Source organism: Herminiimonas aquatilis, assembly GCF_042665175.1.
GTDB classification, from domain to species: Bacteria; Pseudomonadota; Gammaproteobacteria; order Burkholderiales; family Burkholderiaceae_D; genus Oxalicibacterium; species Oxalicibacterium aquatilis.
Genome location: NZ_JBHTCC010000001.1, coordinates 1,017,450 through 1,039,188 on the forward strand (window position 1 = coordinate 1,017,450; position 21,739 = coordinate 1,039,188).

The window sequence follows — 21,739 nt, forward strand, 5'->3', positions numbered from 1 at the left end:
TCAAACCGGCATTGCAATCGATCGCAATGCCGGCTGAACAACTCATGCTATCGAAACGAAATTACGCTTTGGCGATTTCGTGGTTCGACATGATTTCAATCGCGCGGCACAGTGCCGAGTGATCGAGACCGCTCATGCCATTTGCTGCGCATGCATTCATCAGCTCTTGTGTAGCCGCTGTGTTTGGCAAGGAAACGCCCATTGCTTTTGCGCCTTGCAATGCAAGGTTCAAATCTTTCTGGTGCAATTCGATACGGAAGCCAGGGTTGAATGTACGTTTAACCATACGCTCGCCATGTACTTCCAAGATACGCGAATTAGCAAAGCCGCCCATCAATGCTTGACGAACTTTCGCTGGATCTGCGCCTGCTTTAGAAGCGAACAACAGTGCTTCTGCAACAGCTTGAATATTCAATGCAACGATGATTTGGTTAGCCACTTTAGTGGTTTGACCGTCGCCGTTACCGCCGACCAGAGTGATGTTTTTTCCCATCAATTCAAACAATGGTTTGACGGTTGCAAATGCTGCTTCCGAACCACCGATCATGATGGTCAACGAAGCGGCTTTAGCACCGACTTCACCACCGGATACTGGCGCATCCAGGTATTCGCAACCCAGAGCGTTGATTTTTTTAGCGAATTCTTTAGTAGCGATAGGCGAGATCGAGCTCATGTCAACCACGATTTTGCCTTTGGACAAACCAGCAGCAACGCCGTTTTCACCAAACAGAACAGCTTCCACGTGCGGGGTGTCCGGCACCATGGTGATGATGATGTCTGCGTTTTTAGCAACTTCAGCGCCTGATGCCAGGACTTTTACGCCGCCGTCGATCAGTTCTTGTGAAGGTGCTTTTTGATCGTGAACGTACAGTTCATGACCGCCTTTTAACAGGTTAAGCGCCATTGGTGCGCCCATGATGCCCAAACCAATAAATCCGACTTTTGCCATGTTAGTGACTCCTGAAATTTTTTAGTGAATCGCGACCGAGATGGTACGCGCTATGGTGTAGTGCTTTTGTGACGAGAACGTGAAAGTACGATAAAAGTCATGGGCAGCCCGCAAGCCGCCCATGATTTAATCTTACACGCCGTGCGCTGCGCGCCAGCCAAAACCTTCAACCGTACCGGCCTTCGGTTTGTATTCGCAACCGATCCAGCCTTGGTAGCCGATTTCGTCCAAGAACTTGAACAGGAAGGTGTAGTTGATTTCACCTGTGCCTGGTTCAAAACGACCTGGATTGTCAGCCAACTGCAGATGAGGGATAACCGCGAGGTTGTTCTTCATCGTGTTCGCCAATTCACCTTCCATGCGTTGCATGTGATAGATGTCGTATTGGAAGAACAGATTGTCCGAACCAACCTTGGCAATGATGTCCAGAGTCTGTTTGGTACCGGTCAGGAAGAAGCCAGGGATATCGAATGTGTTGATCGCTTCGATCAACAATGGGATACCTTCAGCTTTCAATTTAGCAGCTGCATATTTCAAGTTCGCGACCAGAGTCGCTTCTGCTTGTTCATGCGTTACGCCAGCAGGCACGATACCGGACAGGATATTGACCTGTTTGGTGCCGAGCACTTTGACGTATTCAATTGCCTTGTCTACGCCAGCCTTGAATTCTTCTACACGATCTGGATGGCAAGCGATACCGCGCTCACCACCAGCCCAGTTACCGGCCGGCAGATTGTGCAAAACCATTTCCAGGTTGTTCTCTTTCAATTTCGCTGCGACATCAGCCGCAGGGAAATCGTATGGGAACAAGAATTCAACGCCTTTGAAGCCATTCTTTGCGGCTTGTTCAAAGCGGTCCATGAATGGAACCTCGTTGAACAGCATCGTCAGATTAGCAGCAAGTTTCGTCATCTTAAGCACCCTTAACGTCGAGGATTTCTTCGAACTCATTAATCGCGTTGATCTCTGTACCCATCGCGATATTGGTTACGCGTTCAAGGATGATTTCAACAATGACTGGCACTTTGAATTCTTTGATCCACTCTTGCGCTTTGCGCAGAGCTGGCTGGATGTCTTCTGGGTTGTAGACGCGAATTGCTTTGCAGCCCAAACCTTCAGTAACTTTAACGTGATCAACACCGTACGAAGCATTTTCGGTCGAGTTGATGTTGTCGAACGCCAGCGATACGCAGTAGTCCATTGTGAACATACGTTGTGCTTGACGAATCAGACCCAGGTACGAGTTATTAACCAAGACGTGGATGTACGGCAAATTGAACTGCGCGCCGGCTGCCAATTCTTCGAGCAAGAACTGGAAGTCGTAATCGCCTGTGATTGCAACGATTTCGCTGGTTGGATCTGCAGCCCGGACACCCAGAGCAGCTGGGATAGTCCAGCCCAATGGGCCTGCTTGACCGCAGTTGATCCAGTTACGTTCTTTGTACACGTGCAGGAATTGACCCGCAGCGATTTGCGACAAACCAATGTTCGAAACATAGCGCGCGGTTTTGCCGAACACTGTGTTCATTTCTTGGTAAACACGTTGTGGTTTGATAGGCGTTACGTCGAAATCCGTTTTACGCAACATGGTGCGTTTGCGTTCTTGGCACTCGGCCAACCATGCATCACGGTTTTTCAGTTTGCCGGCAGCTTTCAATTCTTTCGCTACTTCGATCATCAATTTCAGTGCTGCGCCAGCGTCGGAAGTGATGCCGAGGTCTGGACCAAACACGCGACCGATTTGTGTCGGTTCGATGTCGATGTGTACGAATTTACGATCTTTGGTGAAAACGTCGATCGAACCGGTGAAACGGTTAGCCCAACGGTTACCGATACCAAACGCAAAGTCCGAAGCCAGCATCGTCGCGTTACCGTAACGGTGCGAAGTTTGCAGACCAACCATACCGACCATCAGTGGATGATCATCAGGTACCGTGCCCCAGCCCATCAGGGTTGGCACGACAGGAACGTTAACCAGCTCAGCAAATTCGAGCATCAATGGTGTTGCGTTTGCATTGATCACGCCGCCGCCAGAAATCAGCAATGGACGCTCTGCAGCATTCAACATCGCGATTGCAGCTTCGATTTGTTTGCGGGTCGCTGCTGGTTTGTAGACCGGCAATGGCTCGTACAGATCTGGATCGAATTCGATTTCAGCAACTTGCACGTCGAACGGCAAATCGATCAGCACTGGACCTGGACGGCCCGAACGCATGATGTGGAAAGCTTGTTGGAACACTTGTGGAACCAATGCTGGCTCACGAACCATGACCGACCATTTAGTCACTGGTTTCGAGATCGACTCGATATCAACAGCCTGGAAATCTTCTTTGTGCAAACGAGCACGTGGCGCTTGACCAGTAACGCACAAAATTGGAATCGAATCCGCAATTGCCGAGTACAGACCAGTGATCATGTCTGTGCCGCCTGGGCCCGAAGTCGCGAGGGCGACACCGATATTGCCAGCTTTGGCGCGGGTGTAACCCTCAGCCATGTGGGTCGCGCCTTCTACGTGGCGTGCCAGAATGTGTTTGATCGTGCCTTGCTTTTGCATGGCGGAGTAAAACGGGTTGATCGCTGCGCCTGGTACGCCGAACGCCTGATCAATGCCTTCTTTCTGCATTACCCAAACTGCTGCTTGGGCTGCTGTCATCTTTGCCATTACTGTATCTCCATTGAAATGAAATTTTCCTGATGTGTATAGTAATTCTAATGCTTTAATTTTAGAATAGGACTATTAATTAACCAATTAAATACTTAAAGTATCGAATGGATAAGCTAAAACAGATTGAAGCCTTCGTGATGGCGGTTGAGCACAATAGCTTTGCCGCCGCCGCACTGGCCTTGCAGGTAACGCCTGTGATGGTGGGGCGTCGTATTGATTCTTTAGAGAAACGACTCGGCGTTCGCCTGCTGCATCGCTCTACACGTAGGCTCGCTCTGACAGAAGAAGGTTCCGTCTATCTCGAACATTGCCGCAAAATGCTGGGAGAACTGGATCAAGCAGAAAGCGCTCTCTCAGCGGGGAACAACAAAGTCACCGGCCATTTGATCATTTCCGCCCCTGCGTCTTTCGGCCGGCAACACGTCGCGCCATACGCTCAAGAATTTCTGGAGCAACATCCCGGACTCAAAATGTCATTCAACCTGACCGATCGCGTCGTCGATCTGGTGCAAGAAGGGTATGACATGGGCATTCGTATCGGGGGCAACATCGAACCCAATTTCGTTGCCATTAAACTTGCTGCCAATAAACGCGTGGTGTGCGGTACGCGAGAATATTTCAAAAAACACGGCAAGCCAAAAACGCTGGACGATCTGGCTAATCATAATTGCCTATCCTTCAATCTTCAAGGTGGGCAGCAACGCGGCTGGTATTTCAAGTACCGCGGCAAAACCGTTTCAGTGCGCGCGCAAGGCAGTCTTGACTGCAACGACGGTGAATTGCTGCATCGCTGGATGACCGAAGGCCTCGGCATTGCATGGCGCTCTGTATGGGAGATACAAAGCCAGTTGGAAAGTGGCTTACTGGAAACCGTACTCGATGATTACGCCATTCCTGAATACGACATCATGGCGGTGTATCCGCAGCAAAGCAATGTACCGGCTAAAGTGCGGCTGTTTATCTCGCACTTGAAAACCATGTACAACCAACCGGGTTATTGGAGCAGGTGATAACCGAGAGTAGCGGTCACTTGTTCCCTCGCTAATCAGCTCAACATCTTGCACACAATTCGCACCCAATAAAAAAGCCCGCTTGCGCGGGCTTTTTTCAAACTACTTTTCAGCTTAGCCTTTGAGAGTTGCCAAGACTTCGTCCAGCATCTTCTTCGCATCGCCAAACAACATGCGATTGTTTTCTTTGTAGAAGAGCGGATTGTCGACACCAGCATAACCGGAAGCCATTGAACGCTTCATGACGATAGACGTTTCTGCCTTCCAAACCTCAAGCACTGGCATGCCAGCGATTGGGCTATCCGGATCTTCTTGCGCATCCGGGTTCACGATGTCGTTCGCACCAATGACCATGACGACGTCGGTATCAGGGAAGTCTTCATTGATTTCGTCCATTTCCATCACGATGTCGTAAGGTACTTTGGCTTCGGCCAGCAATACATTCATGTGGCCAGGCATACGCCCTGCAACAGGATGGATCGCGAAACGAACCTTGGTACCTTTGGCACGCAGGAACTTGGTGATGTCATTCACCGTATGCTGAGCTTGTGCCACTGCCATGCCGTAACCCGGCACGATAACAACGCTTTTTGCCTCGCGCAGCAGTTCTGCGGTTTCTTGAGCAGTAACTGGAGTCGCCTCGCCAACTTGCTCTTTAACAGCACCACCAGCCTTCGGTGCGCCGCCGCCAAAACCACCGGCGATCACGCTGAAGAAGTTGCGGTTCATCGCTTGGCACATGATGTACGACAGAATCGCACCTGAGGAACCAACCAAAGCACCCGTCACGATCAGCAAATCATTGCCGAGCATGAAGCCGGTAGCCGAAGCCGCCCAGCCGGAATAGCTATTCAACATCGATACGACGACCGGCATATCAGCACCACCGATTGCCATCACCATATGTATGCCGAACAACAGTGCGATCACAGTCATGATGATCAACGGAGTCATACCGCTGGCGACATCTGGTGCAATAGTGAACTCACGGCCGAACCAGATCACGAGTAGCAGACCGATCAGGTTGATGACGTGACGGCCTGGCAACAACAATGGCTTGCCGCCAATTTTGCCGTTCAGTTTGCCGAATGCGATCAGCGAACCAGAGAAAGTCACTGCACCGATAAAGATACCGACGTAGATTTCAACATGATGAATCGCTTTTTCAGCACCTACCAGCTGGATCGAGGGATCGATATAGCTGGCGAAACCAACCAGCGCTGCGGCCAGACCGACGAAACTGTGCATCAATGCAACCAGTTCCGGCATTTCGGTCATTTTGACCTTCTTGGCAGCGTACAGGCCAATCGAACCACCGACGACCAGTGCGGCGATGATCCAGGCATAACCTTCCGGCGATACACGTGGTCCAAAGATGGTGGCAAGGACAGCGATGCCCATACCGATCATGCCGTACAAATTACCGCGGCGTGATGTTTCTGGATGCGACAAGCCACCCAGGCTGAGGATAAAAAGAATGGTTGCTCCGATGTAGGAGACAGTGGCCAGATTTGCAGACATTGTGGTCTCCTTAATTCTTGCGGAACATATCAAGCATGCGACGGGTAACAGCAAACCCACCGAACATGTTGATTGCGGTCAAAGCGATAGCAGCAGCAGCGAGGCACTTGATCAGCAGCTCGGGACGCGTGATGCCATCAACCAGTGGTGGCGCAACCTGTACCAGCGCGCCGATCACGATGATCGACGAGATGGAGTTGGTAACGCTCATCAGAGGCGTATGCAATGCCGGTGTCACATTCCAGACCACCATGTAACCAATGAAGCAACCTAGTACGAATACAGTCAAATGGCCGAGGAAAGCCGTTGGTGCACCATAGCCAATCAAACCAAACAGCAGAACAGCGAATGCAAACATGGTCGCTACGCGAGTAGGCGATGACACTTTGCCGCTAGGACCATGACCATGCGCTGGCGCTGGCGCAACAGCTGGTTTAGCAGCCGGAGCAGCCACTTGTTTCGGCGGCGGAGGCGGCCAGGTGATGTTGCCTTCCTTGATGACTGTCAGCCCACGAATGGCTTCGTCTTCCATATTGACGTTGATGGTGCCATCAGTCGTCTTTTTACCTTCGGCGTCCTTGCACAGCTCTTCGGTCAGACGCAGCAGGTTGGTTGAGTACAGCGTACTCGCCTGCTTAGGCAGACGGCTCGGCAGGTCGGTGTAACCGACGATGGTCACGCCGTGCTTCACCACGACCTTGCCGGGTTCGGTCAGTTCGCAGTTGCCGCCCTGCTCGGCAGCCATATCGACAATCACGCTGCCGGGTTTCATGGACTGAACCATTTCGGCAGTAATCAGTTTAGGAGCCGGCTTGCCCGGGATCAGCGCGGTGGTGATGATGATGTCGCATTCCTTGGCCTGCTGAGCGTACATCTCACGCTGCGCAGCCTGGAAACCTTCGGACATGACCTTGGCATAGCCACCGCCACCCGAACCTTCTTCGTCATAATCGACCTTCACGAATTCGCCGCCCAGCGATACCACTTGATCGGCCACTTCTGCACGAGTATCGTTGGCACGAACGATGGCGCCTAGGCTGGCAGCCGTACCGATCGCAGCCAAACCGGCCACGCCAGCACCTGCGATAAAGACCTTGGCCGGAGGAACCTTGCCTGCAGCCGTGATCTGGCCGTTGAAGAAACGACCGAAAGCATTGGCAGCCTCGATGACAGCGCGATAGCCGCTGACACCGGCGGTAGAGGTCAAAGCATCCATCTTCTGCGCGCGCGACAGCGTGCGCGGCAGCGAGTCCAGCGCCAAAACGGTAACGCGCTTGGCGGCAAGCTGCTGCATCAATTCAGGATTTTGCGCCGGCCAGATGAAGCCGATCAGGGTACTACCTTCGCGAATCAGACCGATTTCCTCGGCACTTGGAGCACGCACCTTGAAGACGATATCGGACGCGGACCACAAGCTGGTAGCGCCTTGCACGATCTGTGCACCAGCGGCGCGGTAAGTATCGTCGCTGAAGTTGGCGTCGTCACCGGCGCCGGATTCTACGCTGACGGAAAAGCCGAGTTTGATCAGCTTTTCAACGACTTCTGGCACAGTCGCCACCCGTTTTTCCCCGGGGAATGACTCCCGCGGCACTCCTATAACTAAAGACATAATGCATCTCTCTTAGTTTGTTTAAATTCTTGGCTTGCCAACGACATATAAACACGCACACGACTAACCCGGTTCAAGCTGCACTGATGGCGCGACCGGGATTTTCTAGCGATAACGTTGGGTAATTAATCTTTCATTCCGGCGAAATGATTGTCTTCATCGACGAAAACAATCTTCGGAACATAGGTCGCGATTTCTTCATCGCTCATAGGACCATAGGTGCAAATAATCATCAAATCGCCGAGGTGCGCGCGACGTGCAGCAGCGCCGTTCAACGAGATCTCGCCACTACCTCTTACGCCTTGAATCGCATAAGTCGAGAAGCGCTCACCGTTATTGATGTTGTACAGCTCAATTCTTTCGCCGACCTTGATGTCGGCCGCATCCAGCAAATCCGCATCGATCCCGCATGAACCTTCATAGTGCAGGTCAGCCTGAGTCACCTTTGCGCGGTGAATTTTCGCTCTGAGCATAACGCGTTGCATGTTTCTTCCATTCCGTATTCAAACCTTTGCCTCAACGCCCGAACGTGGCGAAGGCAAATCAATTAATTTATGTATTTTCCCAAAACCGGCGGCTTCCACCGGCTTAAAGCAGGACTTCAGTCGTTCCTGTAACTGATGTTTTCACAGTCGCAGAAGAATTCGCGCCGATCCATCGGGCGATCGCGCTACCCGGCTTAACCAAAGTGCACGCGCTTTTCGTCGGCTTCCGTTAGAGCAACGAACCAATAAGCATAAAGCTAAATGTCCACCTTAGCAAAGGCAAAGATGCGCAATCTTGACCTGACTCATTTTTTACAACATTTTTGACAAGGGAAACATTGCGGGCAACTTTCTGCCGTGCGCGCTAAAATAGCAGGTTATTCCGAGAGCCCTTATGCCTGACGTCTGGAAACCATCTGTTACTGTTGCCGCCATCATCGAGCGTGATGGACTTTTCCTGCTGGTAGAAGAAGAAACCAGTGAGGGCGTCCGCTTTAATCAACCGGCCGGGCATCTCGACCCGCACGAATCGCTGGCGCAGGCTGTCGTCCGCGAAACCCTTGAAGAAACCGCCCACGACTTCACTCCCACCGCTCTGGTCGGCATGTATATGTCGCGCTATGTATCTGCACGTACCGGCCATGACGTCACTTATCTAAGTTTCAGCTTTTGTGGTGAAGTTGGCGCCAAACACGATCAGCCATTGGATGTCGGTATCCTGCGCGCGGTCTGGATGAGCTACGATGAATTGCTCGCCTGCCAGGACAAGCATCGCAGCCCTTCCGTATTGGCGCGCGTCGATGACTATCTGGCTGGGAAGCGTGCGCCATTGTCGCTGCTGCAAACCGATCCATCGGTCTACGAGGTGATCGGTGGCTAAAGGTTCGAGCAGGAAACGTGTCGTCATCGGCATGTCGGGCGGCGTCGATTCTTCGGTCTCTGCCTGGCTACTAAAGGAACAAGGCTACGAAGTCATAGGCCTGTTCATGAAGAACTGGGAAGATGACGATGATTCCGAATACTGTTCGACGCGCCAGGACTGGATCGATGCGGTCAGCGTAGCCGATGTGGTCGGCGTCGATATCGAAGCCGTCAATTTCGCCTCTGAATATAAAGACCGTGTATTCGCCGAGTTCCTGCGCGAATATCAAGCCGGCCGCACGCCCAACCCTGACGTGCTGTGCAATGCCGAAATCAAATTCAAAGCGTTCCTGGATCACGCCATGCATTTGGGCGCCGACATGATCGCGACCGGCCACTATGCGCGCGTGCGCGAAGTGACGTCAGGACCGAACGCCGGTCAAACCCAGCTATTAAAAGCCGTCGACGCCAGCAAGGATCAAAGCTATTTTTTGCATCGCTTGAACCAGGCGCAATTGGCTAAAACCCTATTCCCGCTAGGTGAAATCCACAAAACCGAAGTGCGCAAGATAGCCGAACAACTGAAGCTGCCAAACGCGGCAAAGAAAGATTCAACCGGCATCTGCTTCATCGGCGAACGTCCGTTTCGCGACTTCCTTAATCGCTATTTGTCATATCAGCCTGGCCCTATGAAAACCCCTGACGGCACCATCGTCGGCGAGCACGTAGGCTTGAGTTTTTATACTTTGGGACAACGCAAAGGGATAGGCTTGGGCGGCATGAAAACGCACAAGAATAGTGACGGCAATAGCGATCCCTGGTATGTCGCCCGCAAGGACGTAGCGACCAACACCTTATACATAGTGCAAGGCCACAATCATCCCTGGTTGCTGTCATCAGAATTAAGCGCGGGCCAGATGAGCTGGGTCGCGGGGACACCGCCTGATATTGAGCAATTGTCCGCCAAAACCCGGTATAGACAGGCCGATGTCGCCTGCACGCAGCACACCGGCAATGACAGCTTCTCGCTTAACTTTGCCGCACCGCAATGGGCCGTCACGCCAGGACAATCCGCCGTTCTTTACCAAGGTGATGTTTGTCTGGGCGGCGGCATCATCAATAGTTCTTCAATGGGATAGGCGGAACAATTTCTCTGTCGATTTACCGCCGACCACCAAGTGATGCCCGATAAGCCTGCTCGTTCACCTACGACGATATCGACAAGGGCTATATAAGTATCATCTAGCTATTCAAGAAACCCATGGCTGCCGTTGTACACTGTCCCGCGAATACTCCGCTCGTAGCCGGAGATTCTGTCTGGAGAAAAAATGCGTGATTTCCCTGTACGTTATCTAGCCTTGATAGGGGCTGGATTTGTTTTCGTGTCATCTTTGATCGTGGCGATATTGTTGCATGCAGGCTGGTGGCTGGTCGCCCTGTCCGGTGCACTGACTGCCGTCGGAATTGCCGATATCATTCAGACCAAGCGCGCCTTGCTGCGCAATTACCCTATCCTCGCGCATTTCCGCTATATGTTCGAATCGGTTCGTCCAGAAATACGCCAGTATTTTCTGGAGGATGACGCCGCACCGAATCCGTTCTCGCGCAACCAGCGTTCACTCGTATATCAGCGCGCAAAACAAGCCGTCGACAAACGTCCGTTCGGCACGCAAATGGATGTCTACCAAAGTGATTATGAATGGATCAATCATTCGATCATGCCGGCCAAAGTCGGCTCGCACGATTTCCGCATCACCATCGGCGCCGATCGTGCACAACCGTATTCAGCCAGCATCTTCAATATTTCGGCGATGAGTTTCGGCGCCTTGTCAGCCAATGCAATACGCGCCTTGAATCAGGGCGCGCAAAGAGGCCGCTTCATGCATGACACTGGCGAAGGTAGCATCAGTCGCTATCACCGTCCCGAAGACGACCGTGAGCCCGGTGGCGATCTGGTGTGGGAAATTGGTTCCGGCTATTTCGGTTGCCGCACCGAACACGGCAGCTTTTCTGCTGAAAAATTTGCCGCCAACGCGACGCTGCCGCAAGTGAAAATGATTGAGGTGAAACTGTCGCAAGGTGCCAAACCCGGACACGGCGGCATGCTGCCCGGCGCCAAGGTCTCGATAGAAATTGCGGACGCGCGCGGCGTACCACAAGGCATGGATTGCATCTCACCGTCTTCGCATTCCGCCTTCGATACACCGATAAGCTTGCTGCAATTTATAGATCAGTTACGCACACTATCGGGCGGCAAGCCGACCGGCTTCAAGCTGGCGATAGGCCATCCATGGGAGTTTTTCGGCATCGTAAAGGCCATGCTGCAAACAGGCATCACACCGGACTTCATCGTGATTGATGGCGGTGAAGGCGGCACTGGTGCCGCGCCAGTCGAATTTACAGATCATGTCGGCGTACCGTTGCAGGAGGCACTGCTACTCGTACACAACACCTTGGTTGGCGCCAAATTGCGCGACAAGATCAAGCTAGGCGCGTCCGGCAAAATCGTCACTGCTTTTGATATCGTGCGTACGCTCGCACTGGGTGCAGACTGGTGCAACTCGGCACGCGGCTTCATGTTCGCGCTTGGCTGCATTCAGTCGCAGAGTTGCCACACTGATCGCTGCCCAACCGGCATCGCTACGCAAGACGCCATGCGGCAGCGCGCTTTGGTTGTACCTGACAAAGCCGAGCGCGTTGCCAATTTCCATCAAAATACATTAAAGGCGTTAGCTGAACTAATTGCTGCCGCCGGCTTGAATCATCCATCGCAACTGAAGCCGCATCATTTGGTAAGACGCGTGTCAGCCAATCAGGTCAAGCTGGTTTCAGCCTTGCTTCCGTATCTGGAATCCGGCCAACTGCTGACTGAGGCCAATCCGGAAAAGGAATTACCCGAGGTCTTCGCCACCTACTGGCCGATTGCACAGGCAGAATCGTTTAACCCGATCCACTAGCTTTCCAGCTCCACATCCGTCTTTTAACAGGGCCAGGCTTGCCGACTATCGGCACCCTGGCTTTTGTCATTTCAGCACTGAATAAGCCAAAAACATAGCCGCCCGCCAACTTTCGGCGCCTGCGGCAGCAAAAACCCGAAAATATTTGCCTCCAAACGCCCGTCGCCAGCAAAAGGGCTTGCAATTGAAGTTCAAATCGCGAATAATCTAAACACGAATTGTTCTCATTTAGATAAAAGGTTGATCATGGCGATCTCAACAGAACGTGAAGCACAGGCAAATGTGCCCCTCGTGGCACGTCAGAATGAGGGAACGGAGCCGATAACCCGCATCAGCAGCCGTGATTTGTTCAGACAAATGCGGGAAGTGGAAATTGCACACGAAGGCAGAATTTACCGCCTCCGTTTGACACAGTTGAATAAATTGATTTTGACGGCATAAGTAATTTTAGAAGTGCAGATACAGAAATACCGATTCGCAAGCCAGCCACGCGCAACATTCAACGTTACGCCAGCAAGCCAAACCAACCGACAAGGAGAGTTTGATGGCTATCGACAAAACGGATCAGGCATTACAGGAACCAAACGCAGCGCCGGCACAACCAGAGTTACTCGTTTCCGCCGTCCTGCATTTGATGTCGCATTACACGGCGAATAATCAGGAAAGCAATGCGTGCCTCAAACTGGCCTCGGTGATAGAGCGACATTTGAAAGCGCTGGCGGACCTGCCAGATCTGGCGCCGGTATTACGCGCAACTTGTCAGCAATTATCGGAACAGTGGGGCATCGTGGTTGAACGGGCGATGCCACAACCAGAGAAATTTAGTTTGTTTACGCGTCTGGTTATCGGACAGCGCGTGGACAACGCGTGAATTGAAATGAAATCAGTCGCAACAAAGTAAGCAACCGGAAATTTTGGAACTACATTTTTATTTTTTCATCTACGAAGAAAGTAGCAAGAGGATTCGATGATTGTCTGCGTTTGCAACAATGTTTCCGAAAGGAAAATAAAACTGGCAGTTGATAACGGCATCACATCGATGTCGGAATTGCGCAATAATCTTGAAGTTGGCACTTGCTGTGGCAAATGCCATTCTTGTGCAAAACGTGTATTGCGTGAATGCCTTGCGGATGCGCGTCCACATCAACCTATAATGTTTCATCCAAACGCATTGGCCGCATAAGCAATTTTATGAACGCAATATCGATTCAATCGTCAGCACCGCGCTCTCCGCCGTACATGTCACAAGCTCTCAGAAAATACGCGCCGCTCCTCATCATCATCCTGCTGCACATTGCATTGTTCTATGCCTTGCGCAGCGGTTTGGTGCATCAGGTCGCGCAAGCATTGCCGAGAGAGATTTTCGCCACTTTCATTACCGAAGAACCAGCACCGCAACCGCGACCACAACCGGCCGAGCCCAAGACCGTGCCGGTCGTCAAGAAGCAGGTAACACGCCCAACGCCGCGTCCGGTTGTAGCCGAGGCGCCATCGCCACAAGCCATCACGGAGGCGCCGTCGCCACCGCAGGAATCGAAAGAGCCACCGGCCGTGGCGGCTCCGGCAGCACCATCTGCCCCTTCTGTACCCGCCCCCCCCAAACTGATTTCGGGTGTGTCTTACATCAATGCACCGCGTCCGGTATATCCGCCGCTGGATGCACGCATGGGCAATGAGGGAACTGTCACAATGCGCGTGCTGATCAATGAAAAAGGTCGCGCCGACAAGGTGGAAATCCAGAAATCATCAGGCTCTCTGCGCATGGATGACGCGGCACGCGATGCGGTGATGCGCGCATTGTTCAAGCCTTATCTGGAGGACGGCAGACCGACTCCGGCCTATGCCATCGTGCCAATTAATTTCACATTAAATAGATAAAGAAGGAATCATCATGGAAGTCAGTCCGTACGGTTTAGAGAGTTTGTGGGCGCAAGGTGACTTTGTCACCAAAGGGGTGGCCGTGTTGCTGGTCGCCATGTCGATCGCATCCTGGTACGTCATCGTGACCAAGGCACTGCAGCTGATGCAATATCGCCGCGCCGGCAATGCCGCCGGTCATGAGTTCTGGGACGCCACCAGCCTCGAACAAGGCACCGCAACGCTGGGTACCGGCAATCCGTTTGCTTCGATTGCAGAAGCTGGCGTCACCGCGATGCGCCATCACGAAGCACACAAAGGTCATTTGCACGATCAATTGTCGGTCAGCGACTGGGTTACCTTGTCCTTGCGCCAGGCGATTGATGAAACTTCGGCCAAGCTGCAGACCGGCATGGCGGTACTGGCATCGGTAGGCTCGACAGCACCCTTCGTCGGCCTGTTCGGCACGGTCTGGGGCATCTATCACGCGCTGGTAGCGATCGGCACTTCGGGACAAGCCAGTATCGACAAGGTTGCCGGTCCGGTAGGTGAGGCGCTGATCATGACGGCGCTCGGTCTGGCAGTGGCGATTCCTGCGACCTTCGGTTACAACGCGCTGGTGCGCGGCAATAAGTCGACGATTGCAAAGATGAATAAATTCGGCTTCGATCTGCACGCCTTGTTCGTCACCGGCGCACGCGCCAACGATGCCAGCACGCCGAGTGCCAACGGGACCAAGCTCACGGCAGTCGGAGGCAAATAATGGCGATGGGCTCCCTGTCGGACGAAGACGACTTCAATCCCGAGATCAATACCACGCCGCTGGTCGACGTGATGCTGGTGCTGCTGATCATCTTCATCATGACCATTCCGGTCATGAATCATGCGGTCAAGCTGGATCTTCCACGTGCGGCGAATCAGCCTAACGAAGTCAAACCTGAAACCGTGAACGTGTCGATTGATGCTGCCGGTCAGGTGTACTGGAACAATGAAGTGCTGGATGAAACACAGTTGGCGTCCCGCCTAGCGGACGCCGCCAAGGTGACACCACAGCCTGAGTTGCATTTGCGTGCAGAACGCACGACGCCTTATGAAAAGGTCGCGCAGGTGATGGCTGCGGCACAATCCGGCGGCTTGACCAAGATGGGGTTTGTGACGGAAGCACCGAAGAAATAAAACAAAACGGGCGAATTTTCAACCTTGCCTGTAGTCAAAAAAATGCGCGCTCAGCAAGCAGCTGTTGCGCGCATTTTCTTTTTCCGAGCAAACCATATCCCACATGCATTAAGCTGCGCAAACCCTTACCCACTCTCGCTTTTTCAATCGAAACACGAATGATTCCAGCTAACGAAATGAAGCTGAAATGATAGGAATCCGGCATTCCTGCGCTATCATGTGGACCTCTCGCTAGCCAAACCTGTTGACTACTATTGTCGCTCGTCTGCCAGCTCCTTATTCACACATCACTTTCGAGGCTCCCATGAAAGGTGACAGCAAAATCATCAAGCTGCTCAACGCGCAGCTTACCAACGAACTCAGCGCCATCAATCAATACTTCCTGCATGCACGCATGTACAAGCATTGGGGCTTTGAAAAAATCGCCAAGAAGGAATACGAAGAATCGATCGGCGAGATGAAACACGCCGACAAGCTGATCGATCGCATACTGATGCTCGATGGCCTGCCGAATGTGCAATTGCTGCACAAGCTGATGATCGGCGAGAACACGCACGAAATGTTGAACTGCGATTTGAAGCTGGAAGTCGCTGCGCAAAAAACCGTCAAAGAAGGCATCGCGGCATGTGAAGAAGTCGGCGATTATGTCTCGCGCGAATTATTCCAATACATCCTGGACGATACAGAAGAACATATCGACTGGCTGGAAACGCAACTCGACCTGATCGAAAAAGTCGGCATACAAAATTATCTGCAAACGCAGATGGCTGGCGAGTAATTTCTTCATGTCTACAAAGGCAATCGACAAGATTGCCGCTTGTTGGATCTGATCAAAATAAAAAAGGGACGCATCTGCGTCCCTTTTTTTACCTGCTATTGCCCGCCCAAGAAAAATTACTTCGGCAGCGTTTCCTTGAACGAAGGACGTTCTGACAATTTCTCCAGCAGTTTTTCCAGATTGGGGTATTCCGTACGCCATGAGATTTCGGGAAAACGGAACGTCAGCCAATCCAGCGTGCAGCCAACTGCCACATCAGCCAGCGTGTATTGATTGCCGGCACAAAACGCCGTGTCTTTCAAGCCGACCGACATCGCTTTCAAGCCCTGGTTTACCTTGGATGTTTGTCTATCGATCCAGCTCTGCGTGCGTTGCTCGGCCGGCCTCAATGTATGCTCCAAACGCAGCAGCATGGCAGCATCGCATACGCCGTCGGCCAGCGCTTCCCAGCACTTTACTTCCGCGCGTTCACGGCCATTAGGCGGAATTAATTTTCCTACCGGTGTCAGGGTATCGAGGTACTCGACGATCACGCGGGAGTCGAACATCGCGCCACCGTCTTCCATGATCAGGCAGGGCACTTTGCCCAGCGGATTTGATTCCTGAATCAAGGTATCGGCAGCCCAAACATTCTCCAGAGCAAAATCGTACTCAATTCTTTTTTCCAGCATCACTACACGCACTTTGCGTACGTAAGGGCTGGCGAGAGAACCAATTAGTTTCATAGATGCTTTAGGTCGAAAATTGGAAGGCGATTATAACATCGGCTCTCTGTGGAAGCCGCCTCTTTCAGCGCAGATTAGGCACTCCTATTTTGCACGCTTGGCGAGTGGTAAAATGTCGGATTCCGTATTTGCACCGAATTTGGACACACTGGCATTTCCGGCTGCTATTTCATTCACGTCATTGCGCTTGTCGCTCATCATCATGCCTCTTTCTACGCTCTCCGCCCTTTCCCCACTGGATGGCCGCTACGCCAGCAAAACCGATAAACTGCGCCCGATTCTGTCTGAATCCGGCTTCATGCATCACCGCGTGAAAGTAGAAATTTCTTGGCTGCAAGCCTTGTCGGAAGCCGGTTTTTCAGAGATTAAACCATTTTCGGCAAGTGCAAATGCATTGCTGAATAAATTGACGACCGACTTCACCGAAGCCGATGCAGAAAAAATCAAGGCGATTGAAGCAGTTACCAATCACGACGTAAAAGCCGTCGAGTACTGGCTCAAGGAACAAGTCAAGGATGTGCCGGAACTGGTCGCCGCAACCGAGTTCATCCACTTTGCCTGCACCTCGGAAGACATCAACAATACTTCGCACGGCATGATGTTGAAAGCAGCTCGCGATACCGTACTGCTGCCCGCACTGCAAGCACTGGTTGCCAAATTGACGCAACTGGCGCATGACAATGCCGCATTGCCGATGATGTCACGTACGCACGGCCAACCTGCCAGCCCGACCACGCTCGGCAAGGAAATGGCCAACGTCGTCGCACGTTTACAGCGCGCCATCAAACGCATCGCCGAAGTAGAAATTCTAGGCAAGATGAATGGCGCAGTTGGTAACTTCAATGCGCATTTGTCGGCTTACCCGAATACAGACTGGCAGGCATTTTCCAAAGACGTGATTGAAAAGCGTCTGGGCCTGACTTTCAATCCTTATACGATTCAAATTGAACCGCATGATTACATGGCTGAGTTGTTCGATGCGATTGCACGCACCAACACTATTCTGCTCGATTTGAATCGCGATATCTGGGGTTACATCTCGCTTGGCTATTTCAAGCAATCGACGAAGGCGGGTGAAATCGGTTCTTCGACGATGCCGCACAAGGTCAACCCGATTGATTTCGAAAACTCGGAAGGCAATCTCGGTATGGCCAACGCAGTGTTGAAACACATGGCAGAAAAATTGCCGGTCTCACGCTGGCAGCGCGACCTGACGGACTCAACCGTACTACGCAATATCGGTGTCGGCTTCGGCTACGCCTTGCTGGCCTATGACAGCTGCCTGCGCGGTTTGAACAAGCTGGAAGTCAATCCAGCACGTCTGGCTGCTGACCTGGATGACACTTGGGAGGTATTGGCAGAACCGGTGCAAACCGTGATGCGCCGTTACGGCATTGAAAATCCGTACGAGCAATTAAAGGATTTGACACGTGGCAAAGGCATTTCGAAAGAAGCGCTACAGGAGTTCATCGTGACATTGGCAATTCCACAGGAAGCCAAAGATTTGTTGTTGGCAATGACGCCAGCAAACTACATCGGCTACGCTACCAAGCTTGCCAAGGAAATCTGATCGCATTCAGCGCATCCCTAAGCACATACTGAATACCCGCTAAAGAAGTCTGCCGGCCTGCTGATTAAAGCAGTCGCCTGCAGACTTCTTTTTATTTTGTTATATTAGTCCTAGTTCGAACTAATTACCAAAATAAAACCATGCGACGCTACACGCTCACCGCAATTACGCTGCACTGGCTGATGGCGATACTGATCATTGCTGCCTTTCTACTCGGGCTGACGATGGTCGATATACCCGGCTTGACGCCGACCAAGCTCAGATATTTTTCCTGGCACAAATGGCTGGGCGTGACAGTATTCGGGCTCGCCTGCTTGCGCATATTGTGGCGCATGACGCACGCCGCGCCGCCTTACGCCGAGAGCATGCCTGGCTGGCAAAAAAAAGCGTCGCACATTTCTCACGCGCTGATGTATGTGTTGATCTTTGCGGTACCGTTATCCGGCTACTTTTACAGTCTTGCCGCGGGTGTTCCGGTCATGTATTTGGGCGTCCTGCCATTGCCGGTCTTGATCCCCCCTGATCAGGAATTGAAATTAGTGCTCAAACAAGTCCATTACGCTTTCAATGTTGTATTGCTGGGCGTGTTTTTCCTGCACATTCTCGCCGTACTCAAACATCAATTCATAGACCGGGACCGCACGCTGCAACGCATGCTTCCTTGATCTTCTTATCCTTGAAAGGATCTACCCATGTTCTTACGCTCCACTGTCAGCCGACCTTTTAACAGCGCGCATCGCTGGCTAGCCATCGCGGCTGTCTGCATTGCGGTGCCGGCCATTGCCGCCACCGCCTTGAAAACGGATGCGAGCAAAAGCAATGTCACGATCACCTTCAAGCAATTGAACGTACCTGTCGATGCCAAGTTCAAGAAATTCAATGCACAAATCACCTATGACGTCGCCAAGCCGGAGACATCGAAAGCCAATGTCGATATAGACATCACCAGCTTCGATCTGGGCGATGCCGATTACAACAAGGAAGTGATGAAAAAGGAATGGTTTAACGCTCCACAATTCCCCAAAGCCAGCTTCATCTCCAGCCAGATCAAGGCGGGAGCCGCAGGTAAGCTCGACGTCACCGGCAAACTCACAATCAAGGGCAAAACCACCGATGTCAGCTTTCCTATGAGCGTGAAAAAAGATGGTAGCAATCAAGTGTTTGAAGGCGTGCTGCCGATCAAACGTCTGACCTACAACATCGGCGAAGGCGAATGGAAAGACACCAGCATGGTGGCCGATGAAGTCACGATCAAGTTCCGCGTCGTTGCCGCGCAATAGCAGTACAAAATCGGTGTACCGATTGCAGCAAAACTTGCAGCACAAATTTGTATCGGTCATTGAGGCCGATACTCGATATAAATGCCTTACCTCAACCCATCCAGGAGTTATTGAATGAAATCAAAAATTGCACTGATCTGTTTGCTGGCCGCCAGCGCTACTTCCGCATTTGCACAAAACTATACGATCGATCCTAGCCATACCTACCCCAGCTTTGAAGCCGATCACATGGGCATCTCTTTCTGGCGCGGCAAGTTTGACAAAACCAGCGGCAATGTTGTGCTGGATCGTGCTGCGAAAACCGGCTCACTGGACATCACTATCGATGCCAGCTCTATCGATTTCGGTCACGCTAAAATGAATGAGCATGCAAAAGGCAAAGACATGTTCAACGTCGAGAAATTTCCGACTGCGACCTACAAAAGCAAGGCGATCAAGTTCGATGGCGACAAACCGGTTGCAGTGGATGGCGAGCTGACCCTGTTGGGCGTGACCAAACCTGTGACGCTGGCGATCAACAAATTCAAGTGCATTCAACATCCAATGTTGAAGCGCGAAGTCTGCGGTGCCGACGTATCGGCCACCTTCAATCGTGCCGACTTCGGCCTTACCTACGGCATGAACTACGGTTTCTCGCCTGAAGTCAAACTGGCGATCCAGGTTGAAGCAGTCAAGGCAGACTAAGCACATCTGACTACTCAAAAAAGCCGACGTCATCAGGCGTCGGCTTTTTACTTCGTACTGTTACTTTTGCTTTTATCGTGCACTTACATTTAGTGTGAGTTCTGGAATTTTATGACTGAACGCTACGTCCGCAGTATCCGCTTACTGGCTGAATGCTTTCATGCTTTCGAGCGCCAATCCGGTGCCAATATCCGCAGCCGAACCGGGCTCACACCCTCGCAGTTCGATATTGTGGCGACGCTCGGCAATACAGAGGGAATGACCTTTAAGGACCTGGGCGAGAGGACGCTGATCACCAAAGGCACGCTGACCGGCGTCATTGATAGGCTGCAGGAAAAAGGCTTGGTGGAGCGCGTCACGCAAGTGGAAGACAGACGCAGCACATTGGTACGCCTTACCAAACTAGGCGAGGCCGAATTCAACCGAGTATTCGCGCCGCAAATCGCATTCGGCAAGCAGTCCTTCGTCAATTATGCAGAACAGGATTTCGATGCGCTGGACAAGGAATTGACCAAGCTGCATGCCAATCTGACAGGCAAGCTGCCCAAAGCCAAGTACTGAGGCAGAAAGTCGTAATGAACATACGCAATAAAAAAGCCGGCAATTGCCGGCTTTTTTATTGCGTCAGGTGCTTACACTACAGCGCCGTCGTGCTCGTCCTTTTCCTTGATCGGCTTGATCAAGTCTTCACGTTTGACGCCCAGCCACATCGCCAATGCAGCCGCAACGAATACTGAAGAGTAAATACCGAAGCAGATACCAATCGTCAATGCGAGCGCGAAGTAATGCAGCGTCGGGCCGCCGAGGAACAACATCGACAGCACCATCAATTGTGTGGAACCGTGCGTAATCATCGTACGTGAAATGGTGCTGGTGATCGCGTGATTCATCACATCGGCGACCGCCATCTTGCCATGCTTGCGATCGCGGAAGGTTTCCCGCACACGATCGAACACGACCACCGATTCATTCACTGAATAACCGAGCACCGCCAGCACTGCAGCCAGAACGGTCAGGGAAAACTCCCACTGGAAGAAGGCAAAGAAACCAAGAATGATGACGACGTCATGCAAGTTCGCGAAAATGGCGGAGACGGCATATTTCCATTCGAAGCGGAACGCCAGGTAAATCATGATGCCGATAACAAGCATGGCAAGTGCCATCAAACCGTCATGCGTCAACTCTTCCCCAACCTGAGGACCGACGAACTCGACGCGCTTCAACACGACTGCACTGTCCTGCGCCGTCAAGGCACCCATCACGCGCTGACTGACCTGCGCCGTATCAGCATTTGCCTGCACCGGCAGACGGATCAACACGTCCTGCGCCGTACCGAAGCTCTGCACTTGCATATCGGTGTAACCGAGATCAGCGATCTTGGTACGTACGCCCTCGATGTCAGCAGCTTTAGGATAAGCAACTTCCATCACGGTACCGCCGGTAAATTCGATCGACAGGTGCAAGCCCTTGTGAAACAGGAAGAACACAGCAGCGACAAATGTCAGGATCGAAATCACGTTGAAAATCAACGCATGGCGCATGAACGGAATATCTTTTTTGATGCGGAAAAACTCCATCACTTTCCTCTCTTGGCGACTGCCTCGTGTTTCGC

At 52.1% G+C, this 21,739-nt stretch carries 25 protein-coding genes; 16 read left to right on the forward strand and 9 right to left on the reverse strand.

The genetic code is table 11. The features are described from left to right. Positions 1 to 61: 61 nt before the first annotated feature. From glxR to gcl, 3 genes are all read right to left on the reverse strand, one after another. Positions 62 to 949 carry a 2-hydroxy-3-oxopropionate reductase gene (gene glxR, locus ACFQO0_RS04630; protein WP_382232857.1) on the reverse strand — a complete coding sequence of 296 codons (888 nt, stop codon included), beginning with the start codon at positions 947 to 949 and terminating at the stop codon, positions 62 to 64. A gap of 132 nt (positions 950 to 1,081) precedes the next feature. Next, positions 1,082 to 1,861 carry a hydroxypyruvate isomerase gene (hyi, locus tag ACFQO0_RS04635; protein WP_382232858.1) on the reverse strand — a complete coding sequence of 260 codons (780 nt, stop codon included), beginning with the start codon at positions 1,859 to 1,861 and terminating at the stop codon, positions 1,082 to 1,084. A 1-nt stretch (position 1,862) separates the two neighbouring features. Continuing rightward, the gene (gene gcl / locus ACFQO0_RS04640; protein ID WP_382232859.1) at positions 1,863 to 3,611 is read right to left on the reverse strand and encodes a glyoxylate carboligase; all 1,749 of its coding nucleotides are present in this window, start codon (positions 3,609 to 3,611) and stop codon (positions 1,863 to 1,865) included. Between the two features lie 107 nt (positions 3,612 to 3,718). Here gcl and ACFQO0_RS04645 point away from each other — a divergent pair, with 107 nt between their 5' ends. Continuing rightward, positions 3,719 to 4,624, forward strand: a complete 906-nt coding sequence (locus ACFQO0_RS04645; RefSeq protein WP_382232860.1) for a LysR family transcriptional regulator — start codon at positions 3,719 to 3,721, stop codon at positions 4,622 to 4,624. Positions 4,625 to 4,738: 114 nt separating this feature from the next. Here the strand turns inward: ACFQO0_RS04645 and pntB are convergent, their stop codons facing one another. From pntB to panD, 3 genes are all read right to left on the reverse strand, one after another. Then, on the reverse strand, positions 4,739 to 6,145 hold the full coding sequence (pntB, locus tag ACFQO0_RS04650; protein WP_382232861.1) for a Re/Si-specific NAD(P)(+) transhydrogenase subunit beta: 1,407 nt from the start codon (positions 6,143 to 6,145) through the stop codon (positions 4,739 to 4,741). 10 nt (positions 6,146 to 6,155) lie between these two features. Further along, a complete protein-coding gene (locus ACFQO0_RS04655; protein ID WP_382232862.1) occupies positions 6,156 to 7,754 on the reverse strand; it encodes a Re/Si-specific NAD(P)(+) transhydrogenase subunit alpha in 1,599 nt (532 codons plus the stop codon). A 125-nt stretch (positions 7,755 to 7,879) separates the two neighbouring features. Then, a complete protein-coding gene (gene panD / locus ACFQO0_RS04660) occupies positions 7,880 to 8,239 on the reverse strand; it encodes an aspartate 1-decarboxylase (protein ID WP_304934260.1) in 360 nt (119 codons plus the stop codon). Positions 8,240 to 8,633: 394 nt separating this feature from the next. Here panD and ACFQO0_RS04665 point away from each other — a divergent pair, with 394 nt between their 5' ends. From ACFQO0_RS04665 to ACFQO0_RS04705, 9 genes are all read left to right on the forward strand, one after another. Continuing rightward, complete coding sequence (locus ACFQO0_RS04665; RefSeq protein WP_382232863.1) at positions 8,634 to 9,119, forward strand: NUDIX hydrolase; 486 nt, start codon at positions 8,634 to 8,636, stop codon at positions 9,117 to 9,119. Next, the gene (mnmA, locus tag ACFQO0_RS04670) at positions 9,112 to 10,239 is read left to right on the forward strand and encodes a tRNA 2-thiouridine(34) synthase MnmA (RefSeq protein WP_382232864.1); all 1,128 of its coding nucleotides are present in this window, start codon (positions 9,112 to 9,114) and stop codon (positions 10,237 to 10,239) included. Before ACFQO0_RS04665 ends, mnmA begins: the two co-directional genes overlap by 8 nt. 189 nt (positions 10,240 to 10,428) lie before the next feature. After that, positions 10,429 to 12,057 carry an FMN-binding glutamate synthase family protein gene (locus ACFQO0_RS04675; protein ID WP_382232865.1) on the forward strand — a complete coding sequence of 543 codons (1,629 nt, stop codon included), beginning with the start codon at positions 10,429 to 10,431 and terminating at the stop codon, positions 12,055 to 12,057. Between the two features lie 246 nt (positions 12,058 to 12,303). Further along, positions 12,304 to 12,498, forward strand: coding sequence for a hemin uptake protein HemP (gene hemP, locus ACFQO0_RS04680; protein ID WP_382232866.1), 195 nt, complete (start codon positions 12,304 to 12,306; stop codon positions 12,496 to 12,498). Positions 12,499 to 12,601: 103 nt separating this feature from the next. Next, positions 12,602 to 12,928, forward strand: coding sequence for a hypothetical protein (locus ACFQO0_RS04685; protein WP_382232867.1), 327 nt, complete (start codon positions 12,602 to 12,604; stop codon positions 12,926 to 12,928). A gap of 96 nt (positions 12,929 to 13,024) precedes the next feature. After that, on the forward strand, positions 13,025 to 13,240 hold the full coding sequence (locus ACFQO0_RS04690) for a (2Fe-2S)-binding protein (protein ID WP_382232868.1): 216 nt from the start codon (positions 13,025 to 13,027) through the stop codon (positions 13,238 to 13,240). Between the two features lie 8 nt (positions 13,241 to 13,248). After that, complete coding sequence (locus ACFQO0_RS04695) at positions 13,249 to 13,935, forward strand: energy transducer TonB (RefSeq protein WP_382232869.1); 687 nt, start codon at positions 13,249 to 13,251, stop codon at positions 13,933 to 13,935. A gap of 13 nt (positions 13,936 to 13,948) precedes the next feature. After that, complete coding sequence (locus tag ACFQO0_RS04700) at positions 13,949 to 14,677, forward strand: MotA/TolQ/ExbB proton channel family protein (RefSeq protein ID WP_382232870.1); 729 nt, start codon at positions 13,949 to 13,951, stop codon at positions 14,675 to 14,677. Then, positions 14,677 to 15,090: an ExbD/TolR family protein gene (locus tag ACFQO0_RS04705; protein WP_382232871.1), complete on the forward strand. Its 414-nt coding sequence runs from the start codon at positions 14,677 to 14,679 to the stop codon at positions 15,088 to 15,090. Before ACFQO0_RS04700 ends, ACFQO0_RS04705 begins: the two co-directional genes overlap by 1 nt. Before the next feature lie 34 nt (positions 15,091 to 15,124). Here ACFQO0_RS04705 and ACFQO0_RS04710 read toward each other — a convergent pair whose 3' ends face one another. Then, a complete protein-coding gene (locus ACFQO0_RS04710; RefSeq protein ID WP_382232872.1) occupies positions 15,125 to 15,295 on the reverse strand; it encodes a hypothetical protein in 171 nt (56 codons plus the stop codon). A gap of 99 nt (positions 15,296 to 15,394) precedes the next feature. On the opposite strand from ACFQO0_RS04710, the gene bfr reads away from it, so the two are divergent. Beyond that, positions 15,395 to 15,868 carry a bacterioferritin gene (gene bfr, locus ACFQO0_RS04715; protein ID WP_382232873.1) on the forward strand — a complete coding sequence of 158 codons (474 nt, stop codon included), beginning with the start codon at positions 15,395 to 15,397 and terminating at the stop codon, positions 15,866 to 15,868. 116 nt (positions 15,869 to 15,984) lie between these two features. Here bfr and ACFQO0_RS04720 read toward each other — a convergent pair whose 3' ends face one another. Next, positions 15,985 to 16,593 (reverse strand): glutathione S-transferase N-terminal domain-containing protein, encoded by a 609-nt coding sequence (locus tag ACFQO0_RS04720; protein WP_382232874.1) that lies wholly within the window; start codon positions 16,591 to 16,593, stop codon positions 15,985 to 15,987. A gap of 202 nt (positions 16,594 to 16,795) precedes the next feature. Between ACFQO0_RS04720 and purB the strand changes: the two genes are divergently transcribed. The 5 genes from purB to ACFQO0_RS04745 all read left to right on the forward strand — a co-directional run bounded on the left by purB (position 16,796) and on the right by ACFQO0_RS04745 (position 20,688). Beyond that, positions 16,796 to 18,163: an adenylosuccinate lyase gene (gene purB, locus ACFQO0_RS04725; protein ID WP_382234013.1), complete on the forward strand. Its 1,368-nt coding sequence runs from the start codon at positions 16,796 to 16,798 to the stop codon at positions 18,161 to 18,163. A gap of 140 nt (positions 18,164 to 18,303) precedes the next feature. Continuing rightward, the gene (locus tag ACFQO0_RS04730) at positions 18,304 to 18,828 is read left to right on the forward strand and encodes a cytochrome b (protein ID WP_382232875.1); all 525 of its coding nucleotides are present in this window, start codon (positions 18,304 to 18,306) and stop codon (positions 18,826 to 18,828) included. Between the two features lie 27 nt (positions 18,829 to 18,855). After that, entirely contained in the window at positions 18,856 to 19,443 is a 588-nt protein-coding gene (locus ACFQO0_RS04735) for a YceI family protein (protein ID WP_382232876.1), read from the forward strand. A 114-nt stretch (positions 19,444 to 19,557) separates the two neighbouring features. Further along, positions 19,558 to 20,127, forward strand: a complete 570-nt coding sequence (locus ACFQO0_RS04740; RefSeq protein ID WP_382232878.1) for a YceI family protein — start codon at positions 19,558 to 19,560, stop codon at positions 20,125 to 20,127. A 111-nt stretch (positions 20,128 to 20,238) separates the two neighbouring features. Beyond that, positions 20,239 to 20,688 carry a MarR family winged helix-turn-helix transcriptional regulator gene (locus ACFQO0_RS04745; RefSeq protein WP_382232879.1) on the forward strand — a complete coding sequence of 150 codons (450 nt, stop codon included), beginning with the start codon at positions 20,239 to 20,241 and terminating at the stop codon, positions 20,686 to 20,688. 71 nt (positions 20,689 to 20,759) lie between these two features. Here the strand turns inward: ACFQO0_RS04745 and secF are convergent, their stop codons facing one another. Continuing rightward, a complete protein-coding gene (secF, locus tag ACFQO0_RS04750) occupies positions 20,760 to 21,704 on the reverse strand; it encodes a protein translocase subunit SecF (protein WP_382232880.1) in 945 nt (314 codons plus the stop codon). Positions 21,705 to 21,739: the final 35 nt, after the last annotated feature.

Coding starts and splice junctions, on each gene's coding strand:
- glxR (WP_382232857.1), bottom strand. CDS start 949: ATGGCAAAAGTCGGATTTATTGGTTTGGGCATCATGGGCGCACCAATG.
- hyi (WP_382232858.1), bottom strand. CDS start 1,861: ATGACGAAACTTGCTGCTAATCTGACGATGCTGTTCAACGAGGTTCCA.
- gcl (WP_382232859.1), bottom strand. CDS start 3,611: ATGGCAAAGATGACAGCAGCCCAAGCAGCAGTTTGGGTAATGCAGAAA.
- ACFQO0_RS04645 (WP_382232860.1), top strand. CDS start 3,719: ATGGATAAGCTAAAACAGATTGAAGCCTTCGTGATGGCGGTTGAGCAC.
- pntB (WP_382232861.1), bottom strand. CDS start 6,145: ATGTCTGCAAATCTGGCCACTGTCTCCTACATCGGAGCAACCATTCTT.
- ACFQO0_RS04655 (WP_382232862.1), bottom strand. CDS start 7,754: ATGTCTTTAGTTATAGGAGTGCCGCGGGAGTCATTCCCCGGGGAAAAA.
- panD (WP_304934260.1), bottom strand. CDS start 8,239: ATGCAACGCGTTATGCTCAGAGCGAAAATTCACCGCGCAAAGGTGACT.
- ACFQO0_RS04665 (WP_382232863.1), top strand. CDS start 8,634: ATGCCTGACGTCTGGAAACCATCTGTTACTGTTGCCGCCATCATCGAG.
- ACFQO0_RS04675 (WP_382232865.1), top strand. CDS start 10,429: ATGCGTGATTTCCCTGTACGTTATCTAGCCTTGATAGGGGCTGGATTT.
- hemP (WP_382232866.1), top strand. CDS start 12,304: ATGGCGATCTCAACAGAACGTGAAGCACAGGCAAATGTGCCCCTCGTG.
- ACFQO0_RS04685 (WP_382232867.1), top strand. CDS start 12,602: ATGGCTATCGACAAAACGGATCAGGCATTACAGGAACCAAACGCAGCG.
- ACFQO0_RS04690 (WP_382232868.1), top strand. CDS start 13,025: ATGATTGTCTGCGTTTGCAACAATGTTTCCGAAAGGAAAATAAAACTG.
- ACFQO0_RS04695 (WP_382232869.1), top strand. CDS start 13,249: ATGAACGCAATATCGATTCAATCGTCAGCACCGCGCTCTCCGCCGTAC.
- ACFQO0_RS04700 (WP_382232870.1), top strand. CDS start 13,949: ATGGAAGTCAGTCCGTACGGTTTAGAGAGTTTGTGGGCGCAAGGTGAC.
- ACFQO0_RS04705 (WP_382232871.1), top strand. CDS start 14,677: ATGGCGATGGGCTCCCTGTCGGACGAAGACGACTTCAATCCCGAGATC.
- ACFQO0_RS04710 (WP_382232872.1), bottom strand. CDS start 15,295: ATGCCGGATTCCTATCATTTCAGCTTCATTTCGTTAGCTGGAATCATT.
- bfr (WP_382232873.1), top strand. CDS start 15,395: ATGAAAGGTGACAGCAAAATCATCAAGCTGCTCAACGCGCAGCTTACC.
- ACFQO0_RS04720 (WP_382232874.1), bottom strand. CDS start 16,593: ATGAAACTAATTGGTTCTCTCGCCAGCCCTTACGTACGCAAAGTGCGT.
- purB (WP_382234013.1), top strand. CDS start 16,796: ATGCCTCTTTCTACGCTCTCCGCCCTTTCCCCACTGGATGGCCGCTAC.
- ACFQO0_RS04730 (WP_382232875.1), top strand. CDS start 18,304: ATGCGACGCTACACGCTCACCGCAATTACGCTGCACTGGCTGATGGCG.
- ACFQO0_RS04735 (WP_382232876.1), top strand. CDS start 18,856: ATGTTCTTACGCTCCACTGTCAGCCGACCTTTTAACAGCGCGCATCGC.
- ACFQO0_RS04740 (WP_382232878.1), top strand. CDS start 19,558: ATGAAATCAAAAATTGCACTGATCTGTTTGCTGGCCGCCAGCGCTACT.
- ACFQO0_RS04745 (WP_382232879.1), top strand. CDS start 20,239: ATGACTGAACGCTACGTCCGCAGTATCCGCTTACTGGCTGAATGCTTT.
- secF (WP_382232880.1), bottom strand. CDS start 21,704: ATGGAGTTTTTCCGCATCAAAAAAGATATTCCGTTCATGCGCCATGCG.